This window comes from Arthrobacter sp. BF1 (assembly GCF_056680215.1).
The window spans coordinates 2,646,640-2,664,770 of sequence record NZ_CM155271.1 but is presented as its reverse complement, the minus strand read 5'-3'; the positions used below and the strand labels follow the sequence as shown (position 1 = coordinate 2,664,770).

Below are 18,131 nucleotides of genomic sequence, written 5' to 3'. Positions count from 1 at the left end.
CCGACGATTGGGATCTCATGACGTCCAACGCCGACCCCGGACCATCGTCCGGCAACGGATCCGCTGGCGTCTCTGGTCCCACCCAATCACTGTGGCTTCGCCTTCTGGCGCTGAGTTCAGCTTCCGGTGGGGCGGCAATCATTCTGGCCGGTATTCCTGCCGTCATCCTGAACGGGCCCGACGGCGTCATGTCCAGTACGTTGGGCGGCCTCCTGGTGATGGCGTTCTTTGCCATCAGCCTTCTGGTAGGCCACTTCATGGGACGCAATAATCCCTCTGGTGCCATCGGGATGTTCGTGGCCACCTACTTCGTCAAAGTGGTGGGGTTTGCGGTTGTCCTGTTCCTGATCGGAGCCCCCGCCTGGCTGCACGGCCGCTGGTTCCTGATAGGCGCCGTCGCCACTGTTGTCCTGTGGCAGGCCGCTGAACTTTACGGCTTCAGCAAGGCCCGCCTGCAGATTTACAACGACCCCGAGCCGAAGGAGCCAAACAATGTCTGATCGGAAACGAGCAGGGGATAGCGGCTCCTCCGCCTCCAAGAGCACGCCTTCCACACCCGGTGTGTCGGCCGATAACAGCGACGGCGGATACAACGCCGGCATGGCCGTATTCAGCTACATAATTGGCGGAATCATCGTCTGGAGTTTGATAGGGTGGGGTCTGGATAATCTGTGGGGAACCCGCTGGATTGTGCTCGCAGGCGCTCTGCTTGGAGCTCTCGGAGGATTTTATCTTTCCCATATGCATGGCCTTACCAGTTCCAGAAATACAGCCGGTAAGAGCGATGCGGACAGCGGTCCGTCCGCGGACGGAAACACTAATGCCAAATAATTTCACAGGGGGAACTGCGGACCAAAAATCCGTGGCTCCCTGCCCAACGCCCAATGATGGACACTGCAGAGAGGAAACGCGTTGATCGCGCTTGCGCTCCCGGCCCAAGATTCAGGAGAGTTCACTCCTCCTGGAATTGAAGAAATGCACCTGCCGGCAATCCTGCCGTGGGGGGCGGCAGACGGATTCTCCAAGCAGATGCTGCTGGTTATCCTGTCGGTCGTCATTATCGCCACATTCTTTCTGCTAGCTGCGCGGAAGCAGCAGCTCGTCCCCGGCAAGCTCCAGTTCGCTGGTGAGATGGCTTATGGCTTTGTCCGTAACGGCATTGCGAAGGACATTATCGGCGGCAAAGACTTCATGAAGTACGTCCCGCTGTTGTTCAGCCTCTTCTTCTTCATCCTGGTGAACAACATCTACGGCGCCATCCCGGTGCTCCAGCTCCCGAGCTTCTCGCACGTCGGCGGCGCCTATGTCCTCGCAGGCATTGTGTACATCACTTGGATTGCCATCGGCATCAAGAAGAACGGCCTGCGCTACTTCAAGTTGGCTACCGTACCCTCGGGCGTGCCGATCTATATCCTTCCCCTGATCATCCCCATCGAGATCATCTCGAACTTCCTGGTCCGGCCCGTAACCCACAGCCTGCGTCTCTTCGCCACCATGCTGGCAGGCCACCTCATCGTTATGATCGCCGGATCCGGCATCGAGTTCCTGATCATGCAGGAGAGCGTTCTGCTCAAGGGAGCTTCGGTACTCGTCCTGGCCGGCTCGATCGCCATGTACATGCTCGAGGCGCTCATCATGGCGCTCCAGGCTTACGTTTTCACGCTGCTGACTGCGATCTACATTGAAGGCGCGCTGCACGCGGATAGCCACTAAGGCACCCACAATCTTCCCCTCACGGGGATGAAGCAACCCAAACAACCTGCCACATGGGTGGCATCTTGAAAGGAAGAAAAATGGAAGGCTCCATCAACGGCTCCCTCAACCTCATCGGCTACGGCCTCTCCGCTATCGGCGGTGGTATCGGTGTGGGTCTCGTGTTCGCCGCTTACATCAACGGTGTGGCACGTCAGCCGGAGGCCCAGCGCGTCCTGCAGCCGATCGCATTCCTCGGCCTGGCGCTGACTGAAGCCCTCGCCATCCTCGGCCTGGTCTTCGCCTTCGTTCTCAAGTAAACCTTCAGAACCTAGCGAACATCCAGAACCGAGTAGAAAAGGACGGGTGAATTATGAACCAGGTGATCATCTCAGCCGCCACAGAGGGCGAGACTAACCCACTGGTACCCAACGTCTGGGAAATGGGCGTTGTCCTCGTCGGCTTTGCTGTCCTCATGTTCATCGTGGTCAAGTTCATTGTCCCGATGTTCGAGAAGACGTTTGCAGAGCGCGCTGAGGCAATTGAAGGCGGCATCGCCAAGGCTGAAAAGGCCCAGGCAGAAGCATCGGCTGCCCTCGAAGAGTACAAGCAGCAGCTCACGGACGCCCGCGCAGAAGCCAACCGCATCCGCGAGGAAGCCCGTGGAGAAGGCGCCCAGATCCTTGCTGATCTGAAGGAAAAGGCAGCCGCTGAATCGGCCCGCATCACGGCCCAGGCACACGTGCAGATCGAATCGGAGCGCCAGGCGGCAGTTGTGTCCCTGCGGTCCGAGGTGGGCACGCTTGCCACCACGCTGGCAGGTCGCATTGTTGGCGAAGCGCTCAACGATGACGAGCGTTCCGCCCGCGTTGTTGACCGGTTCCTGGCAGATCTGGAGACCCAGAACGCAGGTGCAGCTAAGTAATGTCAGGTGTATCGAGCCAATCGCTGACCACGGCACTGACCACGCTGGAAGCCAAGCTTCCGCTGGCCTCGCTGCAGTTGGCTAGGGAACTCTTCGGAATCCTGGGAACGGTGGACAGCTCGGCTGGCTTGCGCCGTGCCCTGACTGACCCGTCCCGCAGCGGTGACGATAAGTCGGCGCTGGTCAAGCAGCTCGTCGGCGGAAAAGTCTCCGCCGACGCTGCGGACATCGCGGGCGGACTGGCCAGTTCACGCTGGGCATCGGCCCGAGATATCGGCGATGCACTCGAGACGCTTGGCGCGACGGTGGTAATCGCCGTTGCTGAAAACAAGTCGGCCGTTTCTGCCTCCGGTGTCTCTGGGCTGGAAGAACTGGAGAACGATCTGTTCTCCTTCAACCAGGCCGTTGCCTCCAACCACGAGGTACAACGTGCTCTGTCGGAGCCGCAGGCCAGTGCTGCAGCAAAGATCAGCCTGGCTGAGAAATTGGTTCCCGGCGCAAGCGAGGAAGCGAAAGTCCTCATTGCCCAGGCAGTTTCTGCACCACGCGGCATCAAGCCGACCAAGCTGGTAGCCCGGTTCGCCGAGCTGGCAGCCAAACGGCAGCAGCGCTGGATCGCGACGGTCAGCGTTACGCGTCCCCTGACGGCGACGCAGTTTGCCCGCCTCCAGTCAGGGCTTAACTCCCTGTACGGTCGCGAGCTCAAGGTCAATGTCAGTGTTGATCCTGAACTGATCGGCGGAATCCGCGTCCAGGTGGGTGACGAAGTGCTTGACGCTTCGATGGTCACCCGGCTGGGCCAGCTCCACCGCCAACTGGCCGGTTAGCCGGACAAGCACAACTTAACGAAACGAAACCCCGGTCATCGTGAGCAACGATGATCACGAAAACAGGAGAGCAGGGACTGCAGATGGCCGAATTGACCATCAACGCCGACGACGTCCGTAATGCGTTGAACGAGTTCGCGGCGTCCTACGAACCCGGAAACGCTGAGCGCGTAGAGGTCGGCCGTGTAACAACCGCAGGTGACGGCATCGCCCGTGTTGAGGGCCTTCCCTCGGTCATGGCGAACGAGCTGCTTCGCTTCGAAGACGGCACGCTGGGCCTCGCCCAGAACCTCGACGTCCGCGAAATCGGCGTCATCGTGCTCGGTGACTTCACCGGAATCGAAGAAGGCCAGGAAGTTCACCGCACCGGACAGGTTCTGTCTGTGCCGGTTGGCGATGCCTTCCTCGGCCGCGTGGTTGACCCGCTGGGCCAGCCCATCGACGACCTCGGCGAGATCAAGGCCGAGACCACCCGTGCGCTGGAACTCCAGGCACCTGGCGTGACCCAGCGTAAGTCGGTCCACGAGCCGATGCAGACCGGTCTCAAGGCTATCGACGCCATGATCCCGATCGGCCGCGGCCAGCGCCAGCTGATCATTGGTGACCGCCAGACCGGCAAGTCGGCGATTGCCATTGACACCATCATCAACCAGAAGGCCAACTGGGCTTCGGGCGATGTGAACAAGCAGGTTCGCTGCATCTACGTCGCGATCGGCCAGAAGGCGTCCACCATCGCGGCCGTCCGTCAGACCCTTGAAGACAACGGCGCGCTGGAATACACCACCATCGTGGCTTCCCCTGCGTCTGACCCCGCAGGCTTCAAGTACCTGGCACCGTACGCCGGTTCGGCCATCGGCCAGCACTGGATGTACGGCGGCAAGCACGTCCTCATCGTGTTCGATGACCTCTCCAAGCAGGCTGAGGCCTACCGTGCGGTTTCGCTGCTGCTGCGCCGGCCGCCGGGACGCGAAGCCTACCCGGGCGACGTCTTCTACTTGCACTCCCGTCTGCTTGAGCGTTGTGCCAAGCTCTCCGACGAGCTCGGTGCAGGCTCGATGACCGGCCTGCCGCTCATCGAAACCAAGGCTAACGACGTCTCGGCTTACATCCCGACCAACGTGATCTCCATTACCGATGGCCAGATCTTCCTGCAGTCGGACCTCTTCAACGCCAACCAGCGTCCGGCCGTCGACGTGGGTGTCTCTGTGTCCCGCGTTGGTGGTGCTGCGCAGGTCAAGTCCATGAAGAAGGTCTCCGGCACGTTGAAGCTGGAACTGGCTCAGTACCGCGACATGCAGGCTTTCGCAATGTTCGCGTCGGACCTCGACGCCGCATCGCGCCAGCAGCTGACCCGTGGCGCACGCCTGATGGAACTGCTCAAGCAGGGCCAGTACTCGCCGTTCCCGATCGAGAACCAGGTTGTTTCCATCTGGGCAGGTACCAACGGATACCTGGACGAGGTTCCGGTTGAGGACATCAACCGCTTCGAAACCGAGTTCCTGGAGCACCTGAAGCACAAGTCCTCCATCCTGACCACGCTGGCGCAGACCAACGTTATGGACGATGACACCGCTGAAGCACTGAAGACCGCGATCGTGGACTTCAAAAAGGGCTTCTTCGGCGAGGGCGATAGCCAGCTGGTGGGTGCCGGCCACGAGGAGCATGACGCTATCTCGGGAGCCGAAGTCGACCAGGAAAAAATCGTCAAGCAGAAGCGCTAGTTTCGCTGGCAGGGGCTGCCGGGACCTTCAACGGTTCCGGCAGCCCCGGCCACCGGGATCTTAGGAAAGGATAAGTATGGGAGCCCAGATTCGGGTCTACCGCCAGAAGATCAGCTCGACCACGTCGATGCGCAAGATCTTCAAGGCGATGGAACTGATCGCTACCTCGCGCATTGGCAAGGCCCGCGCACGCGTAGCGGCTTCACTGCCTTACGCAAACGCGATTACGCGTGCCGTTTCTGCTGTCGCAAGCCAAAGCGAAATCGACCATCCCCTGGTCACCGAGCCGGAGCAGATCCGCCGGGCCGCCGTCCTGGTCATCACCTCGGACCGTGGCCTCGCGGGATCGTACTCGGCAACGGTGCTTAAGCAGGCGGAAGGCCTGCTTGAGCTGCTGCACGAAGAAGGCAAAGAAGTTAAGACCTACGTTATGGGCCGCAAGGCGCAGGCGTACTTTGACTTCCGGAATCGCCCCTTCGAACGCGCATGGACCGGCAACACGGATGCTCCGGTGTTCGAAGTTGCGCGGGAAGTCGGCGCGGCCCTGCTCGAAGACTTTGCGACCGCCTACGAAGAGGGCGGCGTGGACGAGATCCATGTCGTTTATACCCGCTTCAAGTCCATGGTGACCCAGGAGCCGACGGTTATCCGTCTGCTGCCTCTCGAGGTTGTCGAAGAGCAGGCCGCGTCCGAGTCGGACCTCCTGCCGCTCTACGAGTTCGAGCCGGAAACGGAGCAGGTTCTTGATGCTCTGCTGCCGCGCTACATTGAGTCACGCATTTTCGCCGCCATGTTGCAGGCCGCAGCTTCCGAGCTCGCAGCCCGTCAGCGGGCGATGAAGTCCGCCGGCGACAACGCCACGGACCTCATCAAGAAGTACACGCGTCTGCGCAACACTGCCCGCCAGGCTGAAATTACGCAGGAGCTTTCCGAAATCGTTGCCGGTGCCGACGCCTTGAACGCGTCCTAGCCTGCACGGTCCGGTCCAGCTGTACCTGCACCAAGAACAAACTTAGATTCCACGCCATCTACTGAGTGAAGTGAGAGAGATGACTGCCACTGCTACCGAACACGTAGCCGCAACGTCCGGTGCTACCGGCCGTATTGCACGTGTTATTGGCCCGGTTGTCGACGTCGAATTCCCGGCTGACGCAATCCCCTCGATTTACAACGCCCTCACCACCGAGGTAACCCTCAACGGTGAGACCAGGACCATCACCTTTGAGGTTGCCCTCCACCTGGGCGACAACCTCATCCGTGCCATCTCCCTGCAGGCGACCGACGGACTTGTCCGCGGCACCAACGTAGTGGACACCGGTTCTCCGATCACCGTCCCTGTTGGCGACGGCGTCAAGGGCCACATCTTCAACGTCCTCGGCAAGCCGCTGGACGTGCACGAGTCCGAGATCCAGGCTGCTGACTACTGGCCGATCCACCGCAAGGCTCCTGCCTTCGCAACCCTTGAAGGTTCCACCGAGATGCTGGAAACCGGCATCAAGGTCATCGACCTTCTCACCCCGTACATCAAGGGTGGAAAGATCGGCCTGTTCGGCGGCGCCGGCGTGGGTAAGACGGTTCTGATCCAGGAAATGATCACCCGTGTTGCGCGTAACTTCGGTGGTACTTCGGTATTCGCCGGTGTTGGCGAGCGTACCCGCGAAGGTAACGACCTCTGGGTTGAAATGGAAGAGGCAGGCGTCCTGAAGGACACGGCCCTTGTATTCGGCCAGATGGATGAGCCGCCGGGAACGCGCCTGCGCGTTGCACTGTCCGCGCTGACCATGGCGGAGTACTTCCGCGATGTGCAGAACCAGGACGTGCTGCTGTTCATTGACAACATCTTCCGCTTCACCCAGGCAGGTTCCGAGGTTTCCACGCTCCTCGGCCGCATGCCGTCGGCTGTGGGCTACCAGCCCAACCTGGCTGACGAGATGGGTCTCCTCCAGGAGCGCATCACGTCCACCAAGGGCCACTCCATCACCTCGATGCAGGCCATCTACGTTCCCGCAGATGACTACACCGACCCGGCCCCGGCCACGACCTTCGCACACCTCGACGCGACCACGGAACTTTCCCGTGAAATCGCCTCCCGTGGTCTGTACCCGGCCGTTGACCCGCTGTCGTCGACGTCCCGCATCCTGGATCCGCAGTACATCGGACACGACCACTACAACACGGCCGTCCGCGTCAAGCAGATCCTGCAGAAGAACAAGGAACTCCAGGACATCATCGCCATCCTCGGCGTTGACGAGCTCTCGGAAGAGGACAAGATCGTCGTGTCGCGTGCACGCCGCATCCAGCAGTTCCTCTCCCAGAACACCTACACCGCCAAGCAGTTCACCGGCGTCGAAGGCTCCACCGTTTCCATCAAGGACACGGTTGAAGGCTTCACCGCCATCTGCGACGGCGAGCTCGACCACATTGCCGAGCAGGCCTTCTTCAACGTTGGCGGCCTGGACGATGTCGAGCGCCAGTGGGCCAAGATCCAGGAACAGACCAAGTAATATGGCTGAGCTTGAGGTTGAGATTGTCGCAGCGGATCACTTCGTGTGGTCCGGAGCGGCCAAGATGGTCAAGGCCCGCACCAGCGATGGTGAAATCGGTATCCTGCCCGGCCACTCGCCCCTGCTGGCGATCCTGGCCGAAGGTGAACTGGCCATCGAGCCGGTTTCCGGGGAGCGCATTGCCGTTGTTGTTGACGGCGGATTCTTTTCCGTCGACAACAACCGCGTGGTGATTGTTGCTGACAACGCCCAACTGGGCGACGCGGCTACTGCTGGGATCCGCTAGCACCAACCTGATGGACGCACAGACTCTTTCGTTCATCGCCCTGGCAATCACTTTCGGATTGCTGATATTTGCACTGTGCCTCGTGGGGGTGCGCCGCTTCAACTTGCGGCGCGCCCTCGGCACCGTGGACGCCTCCATTTGCACGGCTGAAAACAGCTGGCAGATGGGGGTTTGTCGTTATCAGGACAACGACCTTGAATGGTTCCGCCTGGCGTCCCTGAGCCTGCGTCCCAAACACAAATTCAAGCGGAGCTCCCTGGAGCTTCTGGGCCGGCGCAAGCCTACCGAGGCCGAGGCAGTTAAAGTCCAGCCCGACGTCGTGATCGTCGAGCTGCGGTACGAGGGCCAGGACCTGCGGCTGGCGATGAAGTTCGATGCGTACACGGGGTTGTCCTCCTGGTTGGAAGCCGGGCCGGTCATCGGCGTGGGCACCTGGCGCTAGCTACGTGGACTGGATCGCGGATATCCGATTGACGGACGGGCCACTGTACTGGTCCGCCTGGGTTCTTGGCGCTGCCGCCGCGGTGCACCTGATCTGGCGCCCGCGCCCCCTTGGCCGCCGCCGCTGGTTCCTCAGCCTGGCCGCCGCGCTGGCCGTCGCCGCCGGCCTGGTGCTCGTAGTCCACTGGATCCTCATTTACCTCACGTCGGTTTTCCCTGAGGAGCTGCCGTCCCCTGTCCTGGCCTGGGTGTTTGCCGGAGTGGCCGCATTGTTGCTTGTACTGTTCCGGCTCCGCTTGGGCTCATGGCGGCGCCGAACCTTCGATGTGATTGCCCTCCTGGCCGTGGTGCTGCTCGCCGCTGTGCAGGTCAACGCCTACTTCGGCCTCAACCGTACGGTTGCTGACCTCACCGGAACGGCGCTGTCGCGCATCCCGCCCCTGGAACCCGAACTCCAGCGCCAGCCGGGACAGTCCGCCCAACCGCTTGCCGGGTGGTCCGCCACCGGCGACCTGCCCGCCGACGGCGTCATCCGCACCGTGTCGATTCCCGGCCCCGCCTCCGGGCTGCAGACCCGCACCTCCTATGTCTACCTTCCGCCGGCGTACTTTGCCGCGAACCGCCCCAGCCTTCCGGTCCTGGTGCTCGTTCCGGGCCAGCCCGGTGGTCCCGCGGACTGGCTCAGCGGCGGCGCTTTGCTGCCACGGATGGCGAGCTTTGCAGAGCGGCACGGGGGAGTGGCGCCCGTAGTGGTGGTGGTTGATCCCAACGGCAGCCAGTCCGCCAATAACCTCTGCATGGACAGCGACCTTGCCAAGGCAGACACCTATCTCTCCGTCGACGTTCCCCGCTGGATCGCCGCCACGCTGGACGTGGATACCGACCCCCGGCAATGGGCTGTGGGCGGCTTCAGCTTTGGGGCCACCTGCGCTATCCAGTTGGTCACCCGCCACCCTGATGTCTACACAGGATTCCTGTCCTTTGCCAGCGAGCGGGAGCCTGCTCTTGCCAAGGAACGCCAGAAGACCGTTGATGCTGCGTTCCATGGCGACACCGCCGCCTTCGATGCCCAGGTGCCGTTGACGCTCCTGAAGGAGCGCCGCTACGACGACAGGGTTGCCTACTTTGCGGCCGGGGCCACGGATCCGGAATTTGTGGCGAACCTGGAAACGCTTGCGACGGCGGCGCGCGCGGCAGGGTTCACCGTGGAGTCCGACGTGGTTCAACGGACGGGCCACTCCTGGGACATGCTGACTCCCGGCATGGACAATGGGCTTGAACTGCTGGCAACGCACTGGGGGTGGGAACGCTGAACGCCGTCCGTGAACGGAGTACCCCGGCGCTGTTTTGGGCCACCGTGGGGCTCCCTGCCGTCCAACGGCTCGCCGCCTACCTTCGCTCGGTGCCGTTGACCCTGGGCATCCTCGGGATCTTCCTGGCGGCGGGCGTGCTGACGGACAGCTTCCTGGACGGCCCACCGGAAGAGCTCCTGCCAGTCGCGGGGGTCAGCGCCCCCGGTTTGCGGGCGGGCAATTGGTGGTCGCTGGTGACATCCCTGTTCTTCGCCACTAATCCGCTGGCGTACCTGGTGGCTTCCCTGATGATTCTCTTGCTGCTGGGCCTCGCGGAAAGGAAGCTCGGCAAGCTGCGGACGGCGGCCCTGCTGCTGGGCGGCCAGTTTGCCGCTGTCACAGTTTTCCTGCTGGTCACCCAGCTGGCGCGGTTCGCCGGTGACGGCTGGCTGGGGCTGATGACGGACAGCGCGCTGATTGGTCCGTACGCCGCCGTCCTGGCTGTCTCCATGGCGTCCAGCGGCAAACTGCCGGTGCTCTGGCGACGCCGGCTGCGGACGGCAGTGCTCTCGGTCGCATTGTTGCTGGTTCTCTACGTGGGGCATGCCGAGACGGTCATTGGGCTGGTAGGTGCCTTGGTAGGTCTTGCCGCGAGCTGGTGGGCTGAGAGTGAGCACGGCCCGCTGCATGCACCCCGCTCGACCGGCCGCGAGACCAGGAACCTGCTCGCGCTCACCGTGGCTGTGTTTGCGGTGGGCCCCATCCTTACCACCATTACCCGGACGCCCACCGGACCGCTGGCGCTGCTGCGGGACGTGCTCCTGAATCCTGTGCCTACCTTGGGCCAGCTCGAAGCGAACTGCGGCTCCACGGTGGAGGCCTCATGCCTGGAAGTGGGGCGCACGGGTTTCGCCGGTCCGTTCGGGCTGGCCCTCGCGGTGGTCCCGGTGGTGCTGCTCCTCATCTGCGCCGACGGCATGCGCCGGGGACGCAGTATGGCACTTCGGATCACGCTGGTCATCCAGGTGGCCATCACAGCCCTGGCCGCCGTGTACCTCGCCCTCTTCGCTCTGATTCCGCACTATCCCTCCCGGCCGCAGACTGCTGCCATGGGCTCAGGCTTTGCCCACATCCTGCCCCTGGTGACAGTGCCCCTCCTGCTGGCGGTGCTGCTGTGGGTCAACCGGCGGCAGTTCCGCGTGGAGACCGTCCCCGCGGCCCGGCACAGATTGGCCTTGGTGGTCGGCGGGGTCTGGCTGGTCCTGGCCGGGGGCTACACCGTGGCCTGGTTGGCGGCCGGTGGAATGATGCGTGACGGCGGACCCCTGGGTTTGCTGGCAGAGCTGTCCAGGCAGTACCTTCCCGTGCCGCTGCCCAACCTCTACCGCAGGGTCTTTGCCGAACGGGACAGCATCGAGGCGTTGATCTTCGGCTATTCCGGCCCCCTCTTCTGGCTGGTGGCGCTGGCCGGTGTCTGGTCAGTGCTGGTGGGACGCCACCACGGCAGCGATTCCGGGCACAATGACAGGACCGCGGCGCGACGGCTGCTGCATCAGGGCGGCGAATCACTGTCATGGATGGCGCTCTGGGAGCCGAACCGGTACTGGTTCAATCCGGATGGACGTGGTGCCGTCGCGTACCAGCAGCATGGAACCGTTGCCCTGACCCTCGCGGGCCCTTTCGGGGCAGCGGAAAGCCGTGGACCGACGGCCCAAGGCTTCATCGATTACTGCGGCAGCCGGGCACTGGCACCGGCCTTCTACTCATGTGACGGTACTTTGTGGCCAATGCTCCGGGACCGGGGATTCCAGCGCGTCCCGGTAGCGCAGGAGACCAGGCTGTCCGTCCGCGAGCTCGACTTCAAGGGCAAAGAATGGCAGAACGTGCGAACGGCGCGCAACCGGGCGGCCAAGCTGGGTGTCACCGCGGTTTGGGGGACATACCATGGCCTGCCGTCGACGCTCCGCGCCCGGCTCAGCGAAGTGTCGGAGGAATGGGCGGCAGCCAAATCGATACCGGAAATGGGCTTCACCTTGGGCGGCATCGATGAACTGATGGACGAGGAAGTTCTTTGTTGCTTGGCCGTGGATACGGACGGGAACGTGCACGGGGTGACCAGTTGGCTGCCCGTTTACGACGGCGGGAAGCTGGTTAGCCGCACGCTGGACGTGATGCGGCGGGGTGCTGAAGGATTTCCCGGGGTGATGGAGTTCCTGATAGCTGCGGCGGTGATGGAGTTGCGGGAAACGGTGGAGGTCATTTCACTCTCCGGGTCACCGCTCGCCAGCCTGCCCGACGGCGACTCGACCCTGGAGCAGGTGCCGGCTGAGAACCTGCTGCGCATCCTCGATGTGGTGGGCCACGCCCTGGAGCCCGTCTACGGGTTCCGCTCGCTGGCCGCCTTCAAATCACGTTTTCAGCCGGAGTACAGGACGCTGTACTTGTACTACCAGGACCCGTTGCAGTTGCCTGCCATCGGCCGTGCTCTGACCCGCGCGTATTTGCCCGGTCTTTCCCTGCGGCAGGGAGCCCGGCTGGTCCGCGAACTGGTGGGTTGAGCAGGACTGGGATAACCAGGCCCGAAAGAACGACTCGGCAAAAGAAAAAATCCCCGGCACGAATGCCGGGGATTTCTTCGCTGGAAGCCGCAGCGCGGCGGCCTCCGGGCAGTGGTACTAGACCAGCGTTACGCCGGTGGCCTGGGGGCCCTTGGCGCCCTGACCGATTTCGAACTGAACACGCTGGTTCTCGTCCAGGGTCTTGAAGCCACCGGTCTGGATCTCAGAGTAGTGAACGAAGACATCGCCATCGGAGTCATCCGGGGTGATGAAGCCGAAGCCCTTTTCAGCGTTGAACCATTTGACGGTTCCCTGTGCCATTTATTTCTCCTCATTGTGGAACTTGTCTAAGTCCGGCACACCTCGTGCCGCACTTGGTCACTCCGCGAGAAGAATCCTTCACTGCCATCCGGAAGGGGACGGGCTGTGCAGGAGCTTCGCGCTCGCAACGTGTCTTGCGAGCATGAAAAAACACCTACACAAAGACTGATCTAAGAATTTCATGCCGACCCCGTCTGGTCAACGGCCTTACCGGGAAATTTTGGCCAAAAACCGAATGAATCCCCTTGTCAGGGGCGGATTCAGTGCCCGGCGGCGGACACGGCGTCAGAAGAGCCGGGATTCAGTGTCGTCCACACCGCGCATGGCATCGTAATCCAGCGTGATGCAGTCAATGCCGCGGTCGTTGGCGAGCACCTTCGCCTGGGGCTTGATCTGCTGGGCGGCGAAGATTCCACGGACGGGTGCCAGCAGCGGGTCCCGGTTCAGCAGTTCCAGGTAGCGGGTCAGCTGCTCGACGCCGTCGATGTCGCCGCGCCGTTTCAGCTCGATGGCCACGGTGGCTCCTGTGGCGTCCCGGGCCAGGATGTCCACGGGCCCAATGGCAGTGAAGTACTCGCGGCGGATCAGCGAAAAGCCGGTGCCGAGGGTTTCGATCTGGTCCGCGAGCAGTCGCTGCAGGTCCGCCTCCACACCGTCCTTGATCAGGCCGGGGTCCACTCCGAGGTCGTGGGAGGACTCGTGCAGATGCTCGTGGATATTGATGATCAGGCGGTCATCTGTCTTGGCGGACTGGACCGTCCACTGCTCTGTGACGCCAAGTTCCAGGTCAACGTCCTCCGGCGTGGACACGCGAAGGGATGCCGGCGGGCTCATCCAGTTCAGCGGCTTGTAGGAACCGCCGTCCGAATGGACCAGCACGGAGCCATCGGCCTTAACCAGCAGCAGCCGGGTGGCAAGGGGGAGATGGGCTTTGAGCCGGCCAACATAATCAACTGAACATCGGGCTATCACAAGTCGCACGCCGTACACACTACCGGGGCTAAGGCAGAATGGAGGCATGCCGCGTTCCAACCGTCCCCGCCGCCCTGCCTCCGGAAAGGGTCCGGCCGCTAAGGGGGGCGTTGCCGGCAAGGTGGCAGGCAAGAAGGGTAACGGCGAGGTCCCTGAGCTGGACCTGGAGCGGGCCCGTGCAGGCGTAGCCCGGCGGGAGAGCGCCCCCGACGGCGAGTGGATGGTCAGGACGATGACCGCCAGGAACGCTGAAAAAACCTACATCTGCCCCGGCTGTTCCACGGCGGTTGTTCCCGGTGTGGCCCACCTGGTGGTGTGGAAGGACGACCACCTGTTCGGCGCCGCGGCCGGACTGGCCGAGCGCCGCCACTGGCACACCAACTGCTGGCTCTCCCGGACGTACCGCTACCGCTGAGCGGCCCTCTGCTGCCGCGAAGGGGCCTGCTGTGCCGCGGCGGGACGGGGCAGCGTCCGGGACTCGCTAAGCTGGCAGGCATGACTTTTGATCCGGCGTCGTACGAATTCACGCAGCCCTCGGGCCCCTCACCAATCCGCGCATCCACGGTCCTGCCGGCGAAGCGGGAGAACATCGTGCTCCACACCGAGGACGGCCACAAACTTGTTGGGGAACTGGCTGTGCCGGAATCCGGACCCATCACCGCGACGCTGATCACCCTGCATCCCCTCCCGACCCATGGTGGGTTCATGGACTCCCACGTCTACCGGAAGGCGTCCTACCGGCTCCCGGCATTGGCCGGCGTGGCGGTGCTCCGGTTCAACACCCGGGGCACGGAATCGCCCCGGGGCACCAGCGCAGGTTCGTTTGAAGAGGGGATCGGTGAACGCCTGGACGTGGAGGCGGCGGTGCGTTTCGCCGTCGAACGCCAACTGCCCAACCGCTGGCTGGTCGGCTGGTCCTTCGGCACCGAGCTGGCGCTGATGTACGGTGCCGTGGAACCGGTGGCAAGCCAGGTTGAGGGTGCCGTGCTGCTGTCACCGCCGCTGCACCGGGCAACTGACGAGCACCTGCGGATGTGGGCGGCTGCCGGCAAGCCGCTGACGGTCCTGGTGCCTGAGCACGATGACTACCTCCAGCCCCCGGCAGCGGCCGAACGCTTCAGCCTGGTGCCGCAGGCCCGGGTGGTAGGAGTGGACGGCGCCAAGCACCTGTGGGTGGGGGAGAAGTACGCGTCCCGTGTGCTTAACGAGATCGTTGACGACGTCACCGAAGCGGGGTCGGGTCCACACGGCCTGCCGCAGGAGTGGAACGGCCCGGTCGCTACGTCGGCTGCCTAAGACCCAGCCGGTTTTAGTGCTTGTCCTGGCGGGCGATGTAGATCTCCTTGAGTAGCAGCAGGATGGCCGCCGCCGTGGGGATGGCGATCAAGGCTCCCAGAACCCCCAGCAGGCTGCCGCCGGCAATGACAGAGATAACAGCGACGGCACCGGGCACGGCCACGGCTTTCTGCATGATTCGGGGGGAGATAAAGTACGCCTCAAACTGCAGGTAGGCAAAGTAGCAGATGGCGTAGATTGCCGCCGTCTGCCAGCCCTCCGTTAGCGAGATCAGCACCACCACCACGCCCGCGATCATGCCGCCCACCAGCGGGATGAACGCCAGCAGTGCCACCACGAAGGCCAGCAGGAGGGCGAAGGGGACTCCCACGATGGACATAACGATGAACGCGAACATGGCGTTCAGTAGGGCCACGCATGCCTGGCCGATCACGTAGTTGCCCACCGAGCGGGTGATCTCCTCGGAGAGGGCGGCCACCCGCGGCCGGCGAGAGCGGGGCGCCAGCCGGTAGCCCCACTTTTTCATGGACGGAAGGGCTGCCAGGAAGTAAAGGCTCAGCACCAGGACAATCAAGGTGCCGAAGAGCCCGTTGGCAAGGGTGGAGCCGAAGCCCACCACGCCGCCGAAAATCCCGCCCATGGCAGCGGGATCATTGACAAATTTGTCCAGCTCTTCGGTGATGCGGTCGCGGATACCGAACTGGTCATCCACGCTCCGGAAGAAGTCGGAGTCCATGAAGTCGCGAACCCAGGTGGGCGCCTGCATCACGATCTCCGTGACCTGTTCCACGATGGTAGGTATGAGGGTGGCGAAGAAACCGGCCACGGCACCTATCAGGACCGCAACGGATACCAGGATGCCGGCCGGGCGCGGAATCTTGTGGTTTTCCAGCCATCCCACCACCGGCTCCAGGCCCAAGGCGATGAACAACGCGGCCACGATCCACAGGAGCAGCTGCGTGGTGTTGGAGCCGATCCAATAGACCAGGAGGGCGAGTCCCACCCCCACTGTGCCCATGAACCCCATGTACAGCGGATGCTGGGGGGAAATGCGAGGCCCGGGCTTGCCGAACTGGGGTGTGGTTTCGCCTGCCGCCGCGGCTTCCTCTTCCGCAACGTGGTACTCGGGCGGCAGGTCAGGCGGCATTTCGAAACGGAGCCGTGGCTGGGCGCCAGGCAACGGCTGGCGCAGGCGCCGCACCACGGAGCCCAAGGCTGCGGCTGCCCGCGCCCTCGGCTTTAGGGATCTCCCCGGCAGGGACGGAGCAGTGCCTGCGGCCGAGTAATTTTCGTGTCCTGTTGAGGACTCTTCGGTCTTGTCAGTCACTGGGTTTTGGGGCCTGTTCCGTGCGTGGCACCGCTTGCGCGGGCCGGTGTGATGATCATCGCAAACACTATCAGCAGCCTTGCTAACTGGGTGCGGGGGCGCCCGGTCCGGGCAACAAACGTTCGCCGCCGGCGTGCGTCCGGCGGACCTTATCCGGGGTTCTGGTAACAAAACGGTTACTATTGAAAGCAAACCCCCGCTGATGATAGGTGTTTCCTTTGCGTTTCAAGACTGCAGTCGCACTCGTGCTGCTCGGCCTCCTGACACTTTTAGCCGGTATCGGCCAGAAGACCATCTGGGCTCCCTCCGAGACCTTTACGGCCTCGGCCCCCTCGGACGCCGCCGTAGCACCCCTGACCGTCATTGACCAGAAACTGCGCACCCAGCAGGGGGGAACAGTAAAGATCAACGTCGAGAGCGACGGCAACTTCCTGCTCGCGGTCGGCCGGCCCGACGACGTGGCTGCCTGGGTAGGCCAGACCGCCCATAACACCGTTACCGGGGTTTCGGAGAAAAAGGACGCCCTCGTCGTGGAGCATGCCGCCGGCGACGCAACGGCCCCGAACCCGGCCGGATCCGATCTTTGGGTTTCCACTGAGAGCGCGAGCGGTGAACTGCAATACTCGTGGACGCCCCCGGCGGATGGCGAGTGGTCGCTGCTGCTGGCAACAGACGGCACCCAGCCCGCGCCGGCGTCGATCTCCATGACCTTCCCCAATGACACCTCCACACCGTGGGCGGTCCCGCTGATGGTCATCGGCGGACTCCTGATCCTCGCCGGCATTGCCCTGGCCATCCTCTCCGCACGCAAGCGCGACGGTGAAGGCGGCGGTCAGGGCAGCCCGTTCGCACGGCGTGCCCGGGCCAAGACTGAGGCGAAGTCCGGCCCCCGGCTTGGCATGGTGTCCGGCAGTATGGTCACCGCCGCCGTGACCGCAGCAGTGGTGGCCGGAACCGGCCTCGCGGCCAACGCCGCCACCACGCCCGCTCCGGCTCCCACCACGGAACCGGCCGCCGCTCCCGCCCAGCCGGCATCGCCCGTGCTCCTGGACGCCCAGTTCCGGCGCATCCTCGAGCAGGTCTCCAGCGCTACGGACGCCGGTGACGGCGCCAAGGATGCGGCCAAACTCGCAGAGCGCGTGGGCGGGACCGAACTTGAGGTCCGCACCCAGAACTACAAGATCCGTTCCCAGGTGGGCACCTATGAGGCCCGGATGCCGGTGCGATCCACCAAGCTCCTCACCACGGTAGTGACCAGTGACCGCAGCTGGCCCCGCTCCGTCCTTGCGGTGACGCAGGGTGACGGCAACGTGGTCCCGCAGCTGCTGACGCTGGTACAGCCCTCCGCCCGGGAGAACTACAAACTGACCGAGACCACTCCGCTGCAGCCGGGAACCACCTTCCCGGCCATCGACCGGAACGGCACGGAGACGCTGGCCGCCAACGACAAAGAGGGTCTGCTGTACAGCGGCGAAGAAGCCCTCGGCGGGCTGGCCGATCGCCTGACAAACCCCGAGTCCAGCTTCAAGGACAAGGTTGTGGAGGGCGAGTCCTCGCCCTACATCGCCGACACTCTCTCCTACCAGGCTGAAGTTGTCGCCTCGGGCGCCAACGGCAACTTCTCCTTCACCCACAAGGTGGTGCCGGAAAGCACCGTTGTGTTCCGCACCGCCGATGGTGGAGCACTGGTGATGGGCCGGATCAACTTCGGATTCGACGGCACGCCCAAGGCTTCCGGCGACAAACTCACCATCGGTGACGACGCCGCAGCGCTCGCCGGCGGCAAGGAAACCACCACAGGCATGGTGCTGAACTTTGCTGAATCGATGGCTGTCTATGTGCCGGCGGCCGGATCAACCGATCCCATCCGGCTGGTCGCCGCTACGCGCGGCCTGGTGGGCGCAAGCTTCAAGTAGCCCCCTAAGCGGTCTTCGTTACTCCTGGCAGCGGCCGGAGTGGCTAGAGTGGA

The 18,131-nt window shown here is 63.4% G+C and carries 19 protein-coding genes; 16 read left to right on the top strand and 3 right to left on the bottom strand.

Going from position 1 to position 18,131, the window contains the following annotated elements:
- Positions 1-17 precede the first annotated feature (17 nt).
- From AC1MCD_RS12500 to AC1MCD_RS12440, 13 genes are all read left to right on the top strand, one after another.
- Complete coding sequence (locus tag AC1MCD_RS12500) at positions 18-500, top strand: Cg1360 family ATP-synthase-associated protein (RefSeq protein ID WP_498672369.1); 483 nt, start codon at positions 18-20, stop codon at positions 498-500.
- Positions 493-831 carry a hypothetical protein gene (locus AC1MCD_RS12495; protein WP_498672366.1) on the top strand — a complete coding sequence of 113 codons (339 nt, stop codon included), beginning with the start codon at positions 493-495 and terminating at the stop codon, positions 829-831. The genes AC1MCD_RS12500 and AC1MCD_RS12495 overlap by 8 nt, the downstream gene beginning before the upstream one ends.
- A gap of 81 nt (positions 832-912) precedes the next feature.
- Positions 913-1,713, top strand: coding sequence for a F0F1 ATP synthase subunit A (gene atpB / locus AC1MCD_RS12490; RefSeq protein ID WP_498672364.1), 801 nt, complete (start codon positions 913-915; stop codon positions 1,711-1,713).
- 80 nt (positions 1,714-1,793) lie between these two features.
- The gene (atpE, locus tag AC1MCD_RS12485; RefSeq protein ID WP_003804776.1) at positions 1,794-2,012 is read left to right on the top strand and encodes an ATP synthase F0 subunit C; all 219 of its coding nucleotides are present in this window, start codon (positions 1,794-1,796) and stop codon (positions 2,010-2,012) included.
- A gap of 53 nt (positions 2,013-2,065) precedes the next feature.
- A complete protein-coding gene (locus AC1MCD_RS12480; protein WP_190989719.1) occupies positions 2,066-2,617 on the top strand; it encodes a F0F1 ATP synthase subunit B in 552 nt (183 codons plus the stop codon).
- Positions 2,617-3,444: a F0F1 ATP synthase subunit delta gene (locus AC1MCD_RS12475; RefSeq protein ID WP_498672361.1), complete on the top strand. Its 828-nt coding sequence runs from the start codon at positions 2,617-2,619 to the stop codon at positions 3,442-3,444. The genes AC1MCD_RS12480 and AC1MCD_RS12475 overlap by 1 nt, the downstream gene beginning before the upstream one ends.
- Positions 3,445-3,527: 83 nt before the next feature.
- Positions 3,528-5,165, top strand: coding sequence for a F0F1 ATP synthase subunit alpha (gene atpA, locus AC1MCD_RS12470; RefSeq protein ID WP_498672359.1), 1,638 nt, complete (start codon positions 3,528-3,530; stop codon positions 5,163-5,165).
- A 76-nt stretch (positions 5,166-5,241) separates the two neighbouring features.
- Complete coding sequence (locus AC1MCD_RS12465) at positions 5,242-6,135, top strand: F0F1 ATP synthase subunit gamma (protein ID WP_498672357.1); 894 nt, start codon at positions 5,242-5,244, stop codon at positions 6,133-6,135.
- A gap of 79 nt (positions 6,136-6,214) precedes the next feature.
- Positions 6,215-7,669 (top strand): F0F1 ATP synthase subunit beta, encoded by a 1,455-nt coding sequence (atpD, locus tag AC1MCD_RS12460; RefSeq protein WP_498672355.1) that lies wholly within the window; start codon positions 6,215-6,217, stop codon positions 7,667-7,669.
- 1 nt (position 7,670) lies between these two features.
- Positions 7,671-7,955, top strand: coding sequence for a F0F1 ATP synthase subunit epsilon (locus AC1MCD_RS12455; RefSeq protein WP_498672353.1), 285 nt, complete (start codon positions 7,671-7,673; stop codon positions 7,953-7,955).
- Positions 7,956-7,965: 10 nt separating this feature from the next.
- Complete coding sequence (locus tag AC1MCD_RS12450) at positions 7,966-8,397, top strand: DUF2550 domain-containing protein (RefSeq protein WP_498672351.1); 432 nt, start codon at positions 7,966-7,968, stop codon at positions 8,395-8,397.
- Positions 8,398-8,425: 28 nt separating this feature from the next.
- Positions 8,426-9,709, top strand: a complete 1,284-nt coding sequence (locus tag AC1MCD_RS12445; RefSeq protein ID WP_498672350.1) for an alpha/beta hydrolase — start codon at positions 8,426-8,428, stop codon at positions 9,707-9,709.
- Positions 9,697-12,246 carry a bifunctional lysylphosphatidylglycerol flippase/synthetase MprF gene (locus tag AC1MCD_RS12440; RefSeq protein WP_498672348.1) on the top strand — a complete coding sequence of 850 codons (2,550 nt, stop codon included), beginning with the start codon at positions 9,697-9,699 and terminating at the stop codon, positions 12,244-12,246. The genes AC1MCD_RS12445 and AC1MCD_RS12440 overlap by 13 nt, the downstream gene beginning before the upstream one ends.
- 117 nt (positions 12,247-12,363) lie before the next feature.
- Here the strand turns inward: AC1MCD_RS12440 and AC1MCD_RS12435 are convergent, their stop codons facing one another.
- Together AC1MCD_RS12435 and nucS are read right to left on the bottom strand one after the other, a co-directional pair.
- The gene (locus tag AC1MCD_RS12435) at positions 12,364-12,567 is read right to left on the bottom strand and encodes a cold-shock protein (RefSeq protein ID WP_011692441.1); all 204 of its coding nucleotides are present in this window, start codon (positions 12,565-12,567) and stop codon (positions 12,364-12,366) included.
- A gap of 285 nt (positions 12,568-12,852) precedes the next feature.
- On the bottom strand, positions 12,853-13,548 hold the full coding sequence (gene nucS / locus AC1MCD_RS12430; RefSeq protein WP_190989727.1) for an endonuclease NucS: 696 nt from the start codon (positions 13,546-13,548) through the stop codon (positions 12,853-12,855).
- Positions 13,549-13,585: 37 nt separating this feature from the next.
- On the opposite strand from nucS, the gene AC1MCD_RS12425 reads away from it, so the two are divergent.
- Both AC1MCD_RS12425 and AC1MCD_RS12420 read left to right on the top strand, forming a co-directional pair.
- Positions 13,586-13,954: an Rv1322 family protein gene (locus tag AC1MCD_RS12425; RefSeq protein ID WP_498672345.1), complete on the top strand. Its 369-nt coding sequence runs from the start codon at positions 13,586-13,588 to the stop codon at positions 13,952-13,954.
- 80 nt (positions 13,955-14,034) lie between these two features.
- Entirely contained in the window at positions 14,035-14,835 is an 801-nt protein-coding gene (locus AC1MCD_RS12420; protein ID WP_498672344.1) for an alpha/beta hydrolase, read from the top strand.
- Positions 14,836-14,848: 13 nt separating this feature from the next.
- Here AC1MCD_RS12420 and AC1MCD_RS12415 read toward each other — a convergent pair whose 3' ends face one another.
- Positions 14,849-16,093 carry an AI-2E family transporter gene (locus AC1MCD_RS12415; protein WP_498678323.1) on the bottom strand — a complete coding sequence of 415 codons (1,245 nt, stop codon included), beginning with the start codon at positions 16,091-16,093 and terminating at the stop codon, positions 14,849-14,851.
- A 287-nt stretch (positions 16,094-16,380) separates the two neighbouring features.
- Here AC1MCD_RS12415 and AC1MCD_RS12410 point away from each other — a divergent pair, with 287 nt between their 5' ends.
- A complete protein-coding gene (locus tag AC1MCD_RS12410; protein WP_498672342.1) occupies positions 16,381-18,078 on the top strand; it encodes a DUF8094 domain-containing protein in 1,698 nt (565 codons plus the stop codon).
- The last annotated feature ends 53 nt before the right edge of the window (positions 18,079-18,131 follow it).

What these genes read in the sequence shown, in the direction of transcription:
- atpD (WP_498672355.1), top strand. Translation starts at nt 6,215, where the DNA reads ATGACTGCCACTGCTACCGAACACGTAGCCGCAACGTCCGGTGCTACC.
- AC1MCD_RS12420 (WP_498672344.1), top strand. Translation starts at nt 14,035, where the DNA reads ATGACTTTTGATCCGGCGTCGTACGAATTCACGCAGCCCTCGGGCCCC.
- AC1MCD_RS12435 (WP_011692441.1), bottom strand. Translation starts at nt 12,567, where the DNA reads ATGGCACAGGGAACCGTCAAATGGTTCAACGCTGAAAAGGGCTTCGGC.
- AC1MCD_RS12495 (WP_498672366.1), top strand. Translation starts at nt 493, where the DNA reads ATGTCTGATCGGAAACGAGCAGGGGATAGCGGCTCCTCCGCCTCCAAG.
- AC1MCD_RS12425 (WP_498672345.1), top strand. Translation starts at nt 13,586, where the DNA reads ATGCCGCGTTCCAACCGTCCCCGCCGCCCTGCCTCCGGAAAGGGTCCG.
- AC1MCD_RS12480 (WP_190989719.1), top strand. Translation starts at nt 2,066, where the DNA reads ATGAACCAGGTGATCATCTCAGCCGCCACAGAGGGCGAGACTAACCCA.
- AC1MCD_RS12465 (WP_498672357.1), top strand. Translation starts at nt 5,242, where the DNA reads ATGGGAGCCCAGATTCGGGTCTACCGCCAGAAGATCAGCTCGACCACG.
- atpE (WP_003804776.1), top strand. Translation starts at nt 1,794, where the DNA reads ATGGAAGGCTCCATCAACGGCTCCCTCAACCTCATCGGCTACGGCCTC.
- AC1MCD_RS12455 (WP_498672353.1), top strand. Translation starts at nt 7,671, where the DNA reads ATGGCTGAGCTTGAGGTTGAGATTGTCGCAGCGGATCACTTCGTGTGG.
- AC1MCD_RS12475 (WP_498672361.1), top strand. Translation starts at nt 2,617, where the DNA reads ATGTCAGGTGTATCGAGCCAATCGCTGACCACGGCACTGACCACGCTG.
- AC1MCD_RS12500 (WP_498672369.1), top strand. Translation starts at nt 18, where the DNA reads ATGACGTCCAACGCCGACCCCGGACCATCGTCCGGCAACGGATCCGCT.
- atpA (WP_498672359.1), top strand. Translation starts at nt 3,528, where the DNA reads ATGGCCGAATTGACCATCAACGCCGACGACGTCCGTAATGCGTTGAAC.
- AC1MCD_RS12450 (WP_498672351.1), top strand. Translation starts at nt 7,966, where the DNA reads ATGGACGCACAGACTCTTTCGTTCATCGCCCTGGCAATCACTTTCGGA.